The sequence below is a fragment of the Bacillus sp. YBsi01 genome (assembly GCF_038406745.1).
Classification (GTDB): Bacteria; Bacillota; Bacilli; order Bacillales; family Bacillaceae; genus Bacillus; species Bacillus siamensis.
The window spans coordinates 47,869-60,474 of the sequence record NZ_CP151679.1 but is presented as its reverse complement, the minus strand read 5'-3'; the positions used below and the strand labels follow the sequence as shown (position 1 = coordinate 60,474).

13 protein-coding genes are annotated in these 12,606 nt (G+C 47.5%); 2 read left to right on the top strand and 11 right to left on the bottom strand.

The genetic code is table 11. The features are described from left to right. Positions 1-13 precede the first annotated feature (13 nt). The 7 genes from AADZ70_RS00385 to AADZ70_RS00355 all read right to left on the bottom strand — a co-directional run bounded on the left by AADZ70_RS00385 (position 14) and on the right by AADZ70_RS00355 (position 6,499). Positions 14-841: an MIP/aquaporin family protein gene (locus tag AADZ70_RS00385; protein ID WP_064778273.1), complete on the bottom strand. Its 828-nt coding sequence runs from the start codon at positions 839-841 to the stop codon at positions 14-16. Positions 842-1,013: 172 nt separating this feature from the next. Next, positions 1,014-1,589, bottom strand: coding sequence for a glycerol-3-phosphate responsive antiterminator (locus AADZ70_RS00380; RefSeq protein WP_016938410.1), 576 nt, complete (start codon positions 1,587-1,589; stop codon positions 1,014-1,016). 16 nt (positions 1,590-1,605) lie between these two features. Then, complete coding sequence (locus tag AADZ70_RS00375) at positions 1,606-2,958, bottom strand: aspartate aminotransferase family protein (RefSeq protein WP_342007519.1); 1,353 nt, start codon at positions 2,956-2,958, stop codon at positions 1,606-1,608. Positions 2,959-3,201: 243 nt separating this feature from the next. Then, the gene (locus tag AADZ70_RS00370; protein ID WP_016938412.1) at positions 3,202-4,740 is read right to left on the bottom strand and encodes a bifunctional GNAT family N-acetyltransferase/carbon-nitrogen hydrolase family protein; all 1,539 of its coding nucleotides are present in this window, start codon (positions 4,738-4,740) and stop codon (positions 3,202-3,204) included. Further along, positions 4,733-5,422 carry an HAD family hydrolase gene (locus tag AADZ70_RS00365; RefSeq protein WP_045927065.1) on the bottom strand — a complete coding sequence of 230 codons (690 nt, stop codon included), beginning with the start codon at positions 5,420-5,422 and terminating at the stop codon, positions 4,733-4,735. Before AADZ70_RS00365 ends, AADZ70_RS00370 begins: the two co-directional genes overlap by 8 nt. A 128-nt stretch (positions 5,423-5,550) precedes the next feature. Next, positions 5,551-5,973: a CBS domain-containing protein gene (locus AADZ70_RS00360; RefSeq protein WP_188153848.1), complete on the bottom strand. Its 423-nt coding sequence runs from the start codon at positions 5,971-5,973 to the stop codon at positions 5,551-5,553. A 130-nt stretch (positions 5,974-6,103) separates the two neighbouring features. Beyond that, positions 6,104-6,499 (bottom strand): DUF5365 family protein, encoded by a 396-nt coding sequence (locus AADZ70_RS00355; protein ID WP_016938415.1) that lies wholly within the window; start codon positions 6,497-6,499, stop codon positions 6,104-6,106. A 110-nt stretch (positions 6,500-6,609) separates the two neighbouring features. On the opposite strand from AADZ70_RS00355, the gene AADZ70_RS00350 reads away from it, so the two are divergent. Then, positions 6,610-7,518, top strand: a complete 909-nt coding sequence (locus tag AADZ70_RS00350; protein WP_188153847.1) for an RluA family pseudouridine synthase — start codon at positions 6,610-6,612, stop codon at positions 7,516-7,518. Here AADZ70_RS00350 and AADZ70_RS00345 read toward each other — a convergent pair. Both AADZ70_RS00345 and AADZ70_RS00340 read right to left on the bottom strand, forming a co-directional pair. Beyond that, entirely contained in the window at positions 7,515-8,111 is a 597-nt protein-coding gene (locus tag AADZ70_RS00345; protein ID WP_342007518.1) for a class D sortase, read from the bottom strand. The two genes, AADZ70_RS00350 and AADZ70_RS00345, sit on opposite strands and share 4 nt — an antisense overlap. Next, complete coding sequence (locus AADZ70_RS00340) at positions 8,108-10,141, bottom strand: 5'-nucleotidase C-terminal domain-containing protein (RefSeq protein ID WP_342007517.1); 2,034 nt, start codon at positions 10,139-10,141, stop codon at positions 8,108-8,110. The genes AADZ70_RS00345 and AADZ70_RS00340 overlap by 4 nt, the downstream gene beginning before the upstream one ends. Positions 10,142-10,333: 192 nt before the next feature. Here AADZ70_RS00340 and AADZ70_RS00335 point away from each other — a divergent pair, with 192 nt between their 5' ends. After that, the gene (locus tag AADZ70_RS00335) at positions 10,334-10,996 is read left to right on the top strand and encodes a spore coat protein (protein ID WP_342007516.1); all 663 of its coding nucleotides are present in this window, start codon (positions 10,334-10,336) and stop codon (positions 10,994-10,996) included. Here the strand turns inward: AADZ70_RS00335 and AADZ70_RS00330 are convergent, their stop codons facing one another. Together AADZ70_RS00330 and AADZ70_RS00325 are read right to left on the bottom strand one after the other, a co-directional pair. After that, on the bottom strand, positions 10,997-11,899 hold the full coding sequence (locus AADZ70_RS00330) for a hypothetical protein (RefSeq protein ID WP_342007515.1): 903 nt from the start codon (positions 11,897-11,899) through the stop codon (positions 10,997-10,999). 128 nt (positions 11,900-12,027) lie between these two features. Continuing rightward, complete coding sequence (locus AADZ70_RS00325) at positions 12,028-12,570, bottom strand: YhcN/YlaJ family sporulation lipoprotein (protein ID WP_016938420.1); 543 nt, start codon at positions 12,568-12,570, stop codon at positions 12,028-12,030. Between the last annotated feature and the right edge of the window lie 36 nt (positions 12,571-12,606).

Below are 12,606 nucleotides of genomic sequence, written 5' to 3'. Positions count from 1 at the left end.
GCCGCTCTCCTTTTTAAATATATTCAGAATTTGATAATGTTTTTCGTGATTGAGATTTCTTGGTATAAACATAGAGTATGAAAAGCAAAACAACCATTATAACGCTTACAAACCAAAAGCTAGATGTCACATTTCCTTTAAACGCGGCATTGTAAAATACGCCGCCGAACGCACCGCCCATGATCGGACCGATAACGGGAATCCAGGCATATTTCCAATTTGACGGCCCTTTTTTCGGAATCGGCAGAAAGGCGTGTGCGATTCTCGGCCCCAAATCCCGCGCAGGGTTGATCGCATACCCGGTTGTTCCTCCGAGAGAAATTCCGATAGCCACGATGAGGAATCCGACAATCAGCGGGTTCAGCCCTTTTGTAAATTCATTCGCTCCGATCGCCAAAATGCCGAGCACAAGCACAAACGTCCCAATGACTTCACTTATCATATTCCCAAATGTATGAGGAATACTCGGGCCGGTCGAGAAAACGCCCAGCTTAGCCGCCGAATCATCCGTCGCCTTCCAATGCGGCAGATAATGAAGATACACAATAACCGCACCGATCATTGCTCCGATCATCTGTCCAGCAATATAGACAGGGACTTCTTTCCAAGGAAAACTGCCTTCAAGCGCAAGGCCTATCGTTAAAGCCGGATTCAAGTGAGCGCCGCTGATTCCGCCGACAGCATATGCCGCCATGGCTACTCCAAGCCCCCAGCCGAATACAACAACAATCCATCCGGATTGGTATGAAAGCGATTTCTTTAAATTGACTCCCGCACAAACGCCGCCCCCGAAAATAATAAGCAGCATTGTACCGATTACTTCTCCCCAAAATGCTGTCATCATCATTCCTCCCAAATGACATAATAGCAGGTTTGACAGAGTTATAGAGAATAAAAAACCCACAACAGACCGCTTTACGCTTTATTGCTTCCGTAAAGAGCTGTTGTGGGTCTCCGGGTCTCCATCACATAGTATTAACCTAGGTCTATTGTAACAACGGGTGTAAGCGGTGTCAATCTTTTTTTGTCATAGAATGTTCATATTTAGCCCATAGCTCGGTGTCTGAAGTCGTCACCGCCGTGGCCCCCGCCTGCAAAGCGTTTTCAACATCCTGCTCCGTGCGGATAAAGCCGCCGGCAAAAATCGGAATGCCCGTCATCTCTTTAATTTCCCGGATTAAAGTCGGAACGATGCCCGGGAGGACCTCGATAAAGTCAGGCTTATGCTTCCCGACGAATTCCATGCTCTTTTCCATCGCGCTCGTATCCAAGAGAAACAGACGCTGGATCGCATATATTTTCTTTTGTTTCGCTTTGACGATGACGGCCGATCTCGTTGAAATGATGCCGGCGGGCCGGATGTCCTGACAAATGAATTCCGCACCGTATTCATCATGCTTAATGCCGTGAATTAAATCGACGTGAACCATCAGGTGTTTTCCGTGTTTTTTCGCTTCATTCACGACACCTTTTAATTGACCGAGGTGAATATCTAAAATAACGCCGTATAAGAACGGACTTTCTAAAAATGCATCGAATTGCTTCATGTTACGGATAGCCGGTAAAATCTGCTGGTTGTGAAAACTCATGTTTTACTCCTTTACATTAAAAATCAATGCTCAACACGCTTTCTTTGACCGTCGAAATGATGAAAGAAAGCTCCTCGTCAGAAAGGCAGAAAGGCGGTGAAAGCTGAATGACATTATTATATCCCGCTGCGGTATCGCCATTTTTCCCGACGAGCAGGCCTTTTTTCTTACAGGCGGTGATGACGTGCTGGACAGCGGCGGCATCAGCGGGTTCTTTCGTGATTTTGTCCTTTACGAGCTCGATGCCGGTAAGAAGGCCCTTTCCCCGTACATCTCCGACCGCGGGATGTTCTCTGAGCGGCTGAAGCTCCCGGAGCAGCCTTTCGCCAAGCTCACGGGAACGGGCGATCAGATTTTCATCCTCCATCAATTGCAGGTTCTTCAAAGCAAGGGCGCAGGCTGCCGGATTGCCTCCGAATGTATTCACGTGCCGGAAACGGCCGTACGGCTCACCGTCCGAATACGCTTCAAAAATCTCCCGTTTCACTGCCGTCGCCGACAGCGGCAGGTAAGCGCTCGTGATGCCTTTTGCCATTGTGACGATGTCCGGTGAAACGCCGTAATGCTGAAATCCGAACGGCTCTCCCGTGCGGCCGAAACCGCAGATGACTTCATCACTGATAAGCAGCGCGCCGTGGCGTCGGCAAATGTCCTCTACCTTTGCCATATACCCGTCTGGGGGCATCAGTATACCTCCGCCTGTAATAATCGGTTCCATAATAACGCCGGCAATCGTTTCGCTTAATTCCCACGTCATGATCCGGTCGATTTCATGTGCGCTTTCCAATGTGTCAGCATCGGCGGGATTCCGATAGAGATCAGGCGGCGCCGCATGCAAAAATCCTTGGGAGAGCGGCTCGTATTTGTATTTTCTCTGCGCCTGGCCGGTAGCGGCGAGCGCCCCCATCGTATTGCCGTGATAGCCCCTGTACCGGGAGATGAATTTGAAGCGGCTGTGATCGCCGTTTTCAATGTGGTATTGGCGGGCAATTTTGAACGCGGTTTCATTTGCTTCCGATCCGCTGTTGGAAAAGAAGATTACATAATCGCCGCCGAGCCATTCATTCAGTTTTTCCGCAAGCTCAATCGCAGGTTGATGGCTTTGGGTCAGCGGATAATAAGGAAGCTCCTTCAATTGGCTGTAAGCCGCATCGGCAAGCTCCATTCTCCCGTATCCGATATTGACGCACCATAGTCCTGACATGCCGTCCAAATACCGCCTGCCGTCAATGTCCGTAACCCAGGCGCCTTCCCCTTTTTGGACGATTATGCTGTCATCCGGCTCCGCCCCTTTCATCGCGTGCCAAATCAGCTCTTTATCCTTTTGTTTGAGTGACTGATTTTTTTGTACATGTTCCACACCGCTCATCTCCCTTTCAATATCATTGCACTGTATCGAAAGCTGCCCGGCTTCTGACGCCGATTCTCTTGGTGAAGTTTTCCTCTTAATAAGAATATAAAGGCGCGGCATGGGCGAGTCAATAAAGCGGCAGCAATTAAAAAAACGCTTTCTCCCAGAAAGCGAAAGGGCTACAAGAGCATATCCCGAAACCGGGGACGGTGCAAGTATTTTTATAAAAAAACCCGCTCCTTAAACCGGAGCGGGCTTTCTTCATTTAAGATGCGTAATCCGGTAGATGTCTTTGCGCCGGTCTTTCAGCTGGCGCACGGTTCCGTTTTCACGCTGTCTTCTTAAAATTTCAAGGTCAACGTCCCCGATCACAACCATTTCGATATTCGGGTTCGTTTCACCGACGATTCCGTCTCTGGCAAATTCAAAATCAGACGGAGCAAAAATGGCTGACTGTGCGTATTGAATGTCCATATTTTCTGTTTGCGGCAGGTTCCCGACCGTACCTGAGATGACAGTGTAAATTTGGTTTTCAACCGCTCTCGCCTGAGAGCAGTATCTTACGCGCAAGTAGCCTTGGCGGTCTTCAGTGCAGAACGGCGTAAAGATAATTTTCGCCCCTTGATCCGCGGCAATTCTCGCAAGCTCCGGAAATTCGATATCGTAGCAGATCTGAATGGCGATCTTTCCGCAGTCCGTATCAAATACGCGCACTCTGTCTCCGGCGCTGATGCCCCACCATTTCCGCTCATTCGGCGTAATGTGAAGCTTATATTGTTTTTCAATCGTGCCGTCACGTCTGAATAAGTAAGCGATGTTGTAAATTTTCCCTTCTTCTTCAACGAAGTGGGAGCCGCCGATGATGTTGACATTATATTTCACCGCGAGATCTGTAAAGAGGCTGATATAGTCCTCTGTATATTCGGTAATCCTCTGAATGGCAAGACTCGGAGAACGCTCCTCAAGGAATGACATGAGCTGCGTCGTGAAAATTTCAGGAAATACCGCGAAATCAGATCTTGCATCGGAAGCCACATCCACATAATATTCAACCTGATTGGCAAATTCCTCGAAGGAATAAATCTTTTTCATTTCATACTGAATGACGCAAATACGCACCGGAAATGCCGATTTGTAATAGCGCTTCGACTGCGGCAGGTAATCGACATTGTTCCACTCCATTAATGTCGCATATTTAATGGACGCGGTATCATCCGGGAGATAATTCGGATTGATCCGCATGAGCGTAAATCCGTTCATCAGCTGGAAGGAAAGGACCGGATCATAAATCTGATGGCGCGTCACCTGTTCGACATAGGCTCTCGCCGTCATTTCTTCCGCATATTTATGGTAATTCGGAATCCGTCCGCCGATAATGATGCTTTTCAGGTTTAATCGTCTCGCCAGGTCTTTTCTCGCTTCATACAGCCGGTGTCCGATCTTCATCCGTCTGTATGCCGGATGCACCATCACTTCAATTCCGTACAGGTTCATTCCGTCCGGATTGTGGTTCGTGATGTAACCGTCGTCTGTAATGTCCTGCCATGTGTGGCGGTCATCGTATTCATCGAAATTGATGATCAGGCTGGAGCATGATCCGATAATTTCCCCTTCATACTCGGCGCAAAACTGACCTTCCGGAAAATGCGCGAGATGGCTGATTAAATGCTCAGGCTCCCAAGGCTCCATCCCCGGGAAACAATCCTTTTGCAGCTCAATAATTTTGTTGATATCTTTCTCTTCCATGTTCCGTATAACCATTTTCTTTTCAAAACGGGTCAGATCAAGTTTCTCAGACAATGCCGCTTCCCCCTGCCGATTCGTTTTGATTGTTCAAGCGCTGTAAAAGTAATTCAAGTTCCATTTCCGCCATCGATTCCAATCTGTGATCGTATTCTTCAAACAACAGGGTGCTTGTTACCTTATTCGGTACAATCACACATTTCATGCCGGCGCGTTTGGCTGCGATTGAGCCATTGACGGAATCCTCAAAGGCAAGACATTCGGAAGGTTCGACGCCTAAATGTTCCGCCGCTTTCAAATAGAGTTCCGGATTCGGCTTCACTTCTTCTACGTCATCAGCCGTCTGAATCACTTCAAATTCATCAAACAGGCCTAACTCCTTCAGATGGCCCGACACCCATTTGAAATCTGAGCTTGAAGCAAGCCCCACCTTCAATCCTAATTCTTTCGCCGCGGCTAAATAAGCCTCCACCCCGGGACGCGCCGTTTCCGTTTTCATCCGCTGCTCGAAGCGCGCGCGCCTGATCGCCGTCAGTTCGTCATGATCGAGCTTTCTTCCCAGCTGCTCTTCTAAATACGCGAACGGCTTAAACCCCGCGGCTGTTCCGATCACCTTTCCCCAGACAGATAAAGGCAATGTCGATCCGTGTTCTTCAAACATTTCTTGCAGCACTTCATATTCATGGGTTTCTGTATCTAAAATTAACCCGTCAAAATCAAAGATTAATGCTTTTATCACTGCTTACAGCTCCTTTAGTTAACGTACTGTGACCTATGTATACACTATACCGTGAATTTCTTCCGCGTTCAAAATGTAACATTCGGACGGAAAGAAGAGCCTGCATGAATGCAAGCTCTCTTGATCCGTTACTGTGAGTTTTGGCTGGAAATATTAGAAAGAGCTGCTCCCGCAGACTCGTTTGAACGCTGATCGACCGCTAAGTCTCCAAGCGCAACGATCCCGACCAAATGATTTTGATCAACAATGGGAAGGCGGCGGATTTGGTATTGGGCCATCAGGTGTGACGCCTCTTCAAGACTCATCTCCGGGTTTCCGGATACCACTTTAGAAGACATCACGTGCGAAACAGGTGTTTGGCCGTCGCGGCCTTGAGCCGTTGTTCTCAATGCGATATCACGGTCTGTCAGCATTCCTTTTAATTCCCCTCCGTCAACGACGGGAATCGCTCCGACATTATGCTGATGCATCAGCGCGGCCGCTTCCTGAATCGTTTGATTGGGAGAAACGGTAGCCACGTGGGTAGTCATTGATTGTTTGATTGAACTCATTGTAAAGCACCCCTTTCGCCATTTATTATGCTCGGGGATTTGTCTCATTATAAAGGGAGTTAGAGGAAAGAAATTGTGGTATCATGTCAAAGAAGCAAAAAAGAGCCTGTAAAAAGGCTCTTTACATCCATCAGATCAGCCTTCTGTGACCGCAGGCTTCTGATTCGGCTCCTGTCTCGAAATCATCATAGGTAAACGGAAAATTCATTCCGCAATCATTCAGCAAAGCGCAATTTTTATCAAACAGCGCACGCTCTTTGGCATCATATACCGCGTGCGGCTTTGACAGCATGATATGTACCGTTTGCAGACAAGCCATAATTTGAAATGCTTCTTTTAACGTTCCTTGGTAAAGTTGGTTTTGTAAAGACAATACGCCCCTTTTTTTAAAGCGCTGAATTTCCAGTTCGGAGAAATAAAGAGGAAAGACATTTTGGAACAATTCAGAGGAAAGCTCTTGTATCGCGCTTTCTTGCCCGTCAGTCGCTGCGTTGACAATTCTCACATCAATCACCTTTCTTGCCATGTGAATATCCTTAATCTTTATCAAGAATAGCACAGAAAAAAACGCGAAAGCTAAGGTAAGTGTTTCCTATTGAAACAGCCGCTTTCCGCTTGAAAAAGGAGCTTTATGATATGAAACAAAATGACCGCGGGCTGGAACTTCTGATAACGGAAAAGCACGCCGGACAATGGCTGTTTTCAGTCCTGAAATCAGAATTTCAGGCATCTAAACCCGTGATAACCGAATGGATGAACCAAGAAAGCATTCAGGTCAATCGCACATCTCCCAAAAACAACATCATCCTGAAAACCGGAGACCGCCTTTTCATTGATCTTCAGGAAAAAACGGAGTCATCGGTGATCCCGGAATACGGGGAAGCGGAAATCTTATTTGAGGACAATCATATGCTGATTGCAAATAAGCCGGCGGGAATGCCGACTCATCCGAATGAAGAGGGTCAGACCGGAACCCTCAGCAATCTGATCGCTTACCATTTTCAAATCAACGGCGAACAAGCGAAAGTCCGCCACGTTCACCGGCTTGACCGGGACACGTCAGGTGCGGTCGTTTTTGCCAAGCACCGCCTGGCTCATGCCATCCTCGACCGGCAGCTTGAAACCAAAACATTAAAACGCACCTATATCGCCGCAGCGGAAGGAAAAGTGACGCCGAAAAAAGGCACGGTTGATTCGCCGATCGGCCGCGACAGGTCACATTCCGTCAGACGGCGCGTCTCACCCGGCGGACAAGCCGCCGTCACCCATTACAAGGTACAAGGCTATCATTCCGGCGCGCGGCTTTCTCTGATCGAGCTTGAATTGGAAACCGGAAGAACACATCAAATCAGAGTGCATATGGCAAGCATCGGCCATCCGTTAGCGGGAGATGATCTGTACGGCGGAAGCCGGGCGCTGTTTCACAGACAGGCGCTTCACGCCAAAAAGGTAAGTGTCATTCATCCGATCTCCGGAGAAGAAATCATTGCCGAAGCGCCGATGCCCTCTGATCTGGCACACTTTGCCGACACGTATTTTTCTTAATCCGGGTAAGCATATATAATATATCGTTTCGGTGCATTTCCGATGTAAGAAAACGGATAGCAAGTGGTCAGGATCAGTTCCTCCCGCTCATGCTGAAGGGTGATGACGGACGTATCATCCCGGCTGACGATTTTTGTATGGCTGATTTTATAAGAAAACGCGCCGTAAGACAGCATCACGTTCAGCCTGTCTCCTTTTTTCAGTTCGCCGGTCCGTCGGAACACCGTGTCCCTGTGGCCGGATAATACGATTTGGCCGTGTTCATCCGGATAATAGCTGTCTTTGTAATGGCCGACGCCTTTTGCTAAATCGTCTGCGTCAGTCCCTTCCACGATCGGGAGCTCAGCATCGATTTTAGGGATTTCTAAAATACCGCTTGCTTCACCTGTTTTAGGATGAAATTCTTTTTTGCGCTGCGCCAAAGCGGCTTTATTCGTTTCTTTCTTTGCCAGAACGGGTTCAGCCGCTTTTTTTGCTTCTTCAAGCGATCGGTTTGTCTTCATATGTGAATCGGCGATCTTCAAGCTTCCATAGCATGTGACGATGACACCGATAATGATGACAAGAAGCGGAATGTGTTTCAGTTTATTCATGGTGTGCGGTTGCTCCTTTTCTTTCTGAAAAGCCAGTATACGCCGGCGCCTGTGATCACCAGTCCAGCCAGTGCCGTCTGATGGCTGCCCGCTGAAGTATCAGGCAACGGGCGGCCATTTTGTGTGCCGCTTTCAGTCTGTTTTGTGCTTTTTTCCGGATTTGCAGCCGGCGACGGACGGATTTCAGAAGCTGTTTCTTTTATAACGGGACGCTCTGGTTTTTTGGCTTGGTCAGGCTGTTTTGCAGCATCCGGGTTTTTAGCGGGTTTTTCCGCTTGGGGTTTTTCTGTTTTATCAGGTCTGGTGCCGCCCGGTGTTTCCCCTTTTCCCGGCTGACTGCCGGTGTCATCAGGTGTCTCGGCTGCTGATGCCGTGCGGATGCGGCCGTCGGTTTGATAAGAAATCGGAGCGGAAAAGCTTTTGACATAATCTACTGTCGCTTCCAAATCCTCAGGCCCCGTCACCGGATTCTTGCCGAGTTTCCCGATCGGACCGTATTTTGCCCCCGCCGCCGTCGCCATAAATTGATTGACTGTTACTGTATATCCTTTTTCGGGCTGTATGTCTGTGCCGTCCGCCATCTTCATATCCACCGCTTGTCCGGTTTCCGGGTTCCATGTATAGGAAAATCCGCTGATGCTGTAATCCGGTCCGTAAACCGGAGAAATTTGCGCGTTGATGATCTCCCGCAAATCCTTTCCTTTGATTTCAAGCTTCGTCAGCACATTGCCGAACGGCTGAACATTATAAAGGTCTCCCCATGTAATCGGCCCTTTTTTTATGCCGTCCCGGATGCCGCCGCCATTCATTAGCGCAAAATCAGATTTCATCTTCGCTTTCATACCGTCGGCAATCAGATTTCCAAGCGCCGTGTCGCCGTCATTTGAATAGCCGCCCGTTATATCATGGGCCGCTTCCCCAACCGTTTCGCTGATAATCGGTTTCACTTTCTCTTCATATTTGCTTAATATGCCTGCCGCATTCGGGTCCGGCTTGATTTTACTTTGGTCGATATATTGGATTTCCGCTGATTTTTTCACGATATCCTTCGACTCTTTATCAAGTTCAAGATCGGCGATTCCGATTGCTTTTCCGTATTCAAATGCCTGCACGATCAGCTTGCCGTTGACTTCTCCGTTTACGACTTTATGATTGTGCGCGGCGAAAATCACGTCAATCTCTGAGTCTGTCCCGCCGGCAAGCTTTGCGGCTTCTCCCGTGATCGCACTGCCGTTTTGTTCAGCAGACATATGGGCGAGCACGGCGATGGCTTTAATTCCTTTTTTCTTCAGGTCAGCGGCGGCGTCATTGACGGCTTTTACCTCATCCGTAAACGTGATGTTTTTAATTCCGTCCGGAATGACCATTCCTGCTGCCGATCTGGTTACAACTCCGATAAATGCAACCGGAATTCCGGAAACGTATTTGATTTCATACGGCGGAAGAAAGGACTCACCTGATTTCAGTTTACAGTTGGCGCAGACGAGCGGGAAATTTTGGCCGTCATAACCGCTTGTCCCCTTCCCGTCCGGATGATCTCCTCCATTGATGATCCGTTTAAGCTCATTTGTTCCTTCATCGAATTCATGATTGCCGACAGTCCCCACGTCAAACCCGATGTCTTCCATCAGTTCTACTGTCGGTTCATCTTGAAAAAGGGCTGACACGGGAGAACTGCCCCCGATCATATCGCCCGCATGCACCACGAAGGCGTGTTCTTTTTCGGCTTTTGCTTTTTTAATGTACGCCGCAGCGTAGTCCATTCGGCCAAACGTGCCATCCGGTTTACCATCTCCGTTAAGATCAAGCTCATATTGCTGATCAATTTTTCCGTGCAGATCATTCATACTGATGATTCTGAGCGGGACACGGCCGGTGTCTTCAGTCTGCTGCTCTTGATACGCCTTATCCGTTCTACTCTCATTCAGCGGTCCGGCTTCTCCGATTGCTGCCGCATCTTTCAGGCCGGAGACCATAAAACAAACCATCAGCACACAGCACGAAAGACGCATCCCCCTTTTTTTCTTCATTCATTTCCCCCCTTGTCTTCTAAGAAATACGTTAGCTTATTTTCTTAAAAATCACACCACTTTTTTGTAAAGATTGTCTTCATTGGCGCAAAATAGTAAATAGTCCCCATGTAACGAAATCGGTCTCATGTATAACGGATCAGCTTTTTTCACATCTTAATGATGATTTGACATGAAGGAGGAAAACAATCAGTGGAACAGCAGCAGAATCAGCAGCAGCAGCCAGTAAATCAGGGGATGCCGGGTTCACCGCAAGTGAATCATGGAGGACATGAGCTTTTCGATATGCATGAAGTCCTGGCCGGAACAGTCGGCGTCCTGGATCAATTTATGATGCTCAGACAATTTATACAGGATCAGCAGCTGGCGGATATTCTTGACCGCCAATACCAATTCATTCTCGGACTTTATAATCTGACGGCAGAATGCTTTAAGACCGGCCAAAAGCCTTCTCAGGAAACTTCGACATATATGATGAAGGAACAGAACCAAGCCGTGTACGGCATAAAACCGACACAGCCGAAAAAACCGAATCAATCATTAAATGATGTCAAAGATCTCGGGATAAGCGGCCATATGCTCGGTCTGATTAAAGCTCAAGCTTCTCTTTTGACGATGAGCTCGCTTGAAATGACCAATCCCGTGACAAGAAGAGTGCTCTCCGCCCAAATTCAGCAATATGTTGAAATGGCATTTGAAATCTTCTTGTACCAAAACAAACACGGTTATTATCAGGTTCCTCAGCTTAATGCACAAGATATGCAGACGATGCTGAATTCATTCGGGCCGGCTCAGGGACAGCCGCAAATGCCTCCGATTAAAGGACAAATGGGACAGCAGCAAAACCTGCATTGATTAAGAAACGGCGTTGGATACCCGACTCTCCAATGCCGTTTTCTTTTTTTCATATGTTCTTGTGAAATCACGTTCAAACTGTCTCAGGGTTTCTTTGGTGGCCGCTTCAAAGCCTTTTTCAAAATCCTGTGTTTCGGCGGTTTTGTTGATAATGGTTAAGATAATGCCTTCTCCGAATGTATCGGTTAAATCCTTTATCATATAGAAGCTTTGCAAATATACATCCGTCTCATATTCCATCCGCGATTTCTGCCATTTTCGGTCGGTCGTTAATTGATCAAACGGCACGACGGAAAATGCAATCGGATCAATGACTACATCATAATGCGCAACCCATTCGCTCAGCCCCTCATGAAACCAAAGCGGAAATTCAGACGTAGACGTCCCCATTTGCCGCGTTTTTTGATGAAACGCATAGTGCGTATATTCATGTATAATCAATTGTTTATACATAAAAACGGCCAGCTCATCTTTTTTCAGAAGCTGTTTTTTCTCTTCAGGCAAAAGCCCCATCATCTGCTCCTGCTCTGAATAAAAACCGACTACGCTTTTCAAGCCGGAATATTGCTCAATTTCAGCTTCATCCGCAAAGAAAATAAGTTCAAGAGGCGCTGTTCCTTTATAGCCGACAATGATTTGATTGATACGCTTTGCGTAGTCTAACGTAAGCTTGGTCAGATCCAAGAGCGGTTTTTCATCCGCCGTATAGTAAATCGCTGTATGTTTGTAAATTTCTTTATTCATGTGTTCAGTCACTTGTTCCTTCGTCGGAACAGAGCGGCTGTTTTGGCCTGACAGGACGTACATCAAACTTACTGAAACGGCTGAACTGACAGCCAATATGACAAGGACTCCGCACAGGATCAGAGTGAATGCCGCCCGTTTCCCCATGCCGTCACGCAAACAAGCTCCCTCCCCGATCCTTCAATTTTTCATCTCATTCTTTACTTTATGCGCCGGAAGGTTTGGCCGTGACGGCAGATAAAATAAAAAAGCCGCAGCAAATGCGGCTTTTCTATTCATTCATTCATTTATTTATTGGGGTTTGGGAATACACGCTGCACCATTTGGCCGAATTCATCAAACAGACCGGATACCGGGTGACCGTTTTTGATTCGTTTTCCGTAGCCTTGCATACGTTCCACGAAATCCGGATTCGCTGATACATATACTGTCCGGACATGTTTATCGGCTGATTTCACCTTATCGGTTATCTTATTTTTCAAATGGTTGGCAATGGCGCCTTTTTGCCCGTTTGTCAAAACAACGGCAACATAAGCGCTGTTTCCGGCAACGATTACAGTTGCATTTTTAACTTCTTTCAGATCAGTCACCTTGTCTGCGGCTTTATCAGCAACCCTCAGGTTACGGTTGTTATTGTGATCTGCGGTGTTTTGGTTATGACGGTTCCCTGTATTCATATTTGTCGCACCGTCGTTAGGCGTGTTGCGGTAATTTACATTTTGGGTGCGGTTGTCATTTCGTTTTCCTTCTCCCTGGTTTCCCATGCTGCACCCTGCAGTAATCAGCATCGGCAGAAGAAGGGCAGAGATAACTGCTTGTTTTTTTATCATGTGAATGCCTCCTTTCTCACTTTACGTATAGGTTTT